Source organism: Bacillus cereus group sp. BfR-BA-01309, assembly GCF_022664315.1.
Taxonomy (GTDB): Bacteria; Bacillota; Bacilli; order Bacillales; family Bacillaceae_G; genus Bacillus_A; species Bacillus_A mobilis.
This window is the reverse complement of the sequence record NZ_JAKUHE010000079.1, coordinates 1-321: the sequence shown is the minus strand read 5'-3', so window position 1 is coordinate 321 and position 321 is coordinate 1. Positions and strand designations below refer to the sequence as shown.

The following is a 321-nucleotide window of genomic DNA, read 5'->3' as shown; positions in this document are numbered from 1 at the left end:
TACACCACAAGGTGGTGTGATATCTCCTTTACTTTCTAATATATATTTAAACTATATGGATACCATTTGGGAAAAGAAGTGTAAACACCTTTGGGAACTGATTCGATATGCCGATGACTTTGTCATCGTATGTCAAACAAAACAACAAGCATTAGAGAGTATTCAGATACTACAATCCATTATGAATAAGTTAGAACTTACAATCCATACAGAAAAGTCGAAACTAGTGAATACGTGGGATGGAAACGAGGGATTTGATTTTCTGGGATTTCATCACCGAAAATACCCTAAACATGTGAAAGGCGGGAAGAAAGTGCACGT

The 321-nt window shown here is 36.4% G+C and carries 1 protein-coding gene; it reads left to right on the top strand.

Annotated elements, in window-relative coordinates; genetic code table 11:
• Positions 1-16: 16 nt before the first annotated feature.
• Positions 17-321, top strand: a 305-nt coding sequence (locus MR115_RS29720; RefSeq protein ID WP_242243866.1) for a reverse transcriptase domain-containing protein, incomplete at its 3' end; no start/stop codon positions are given.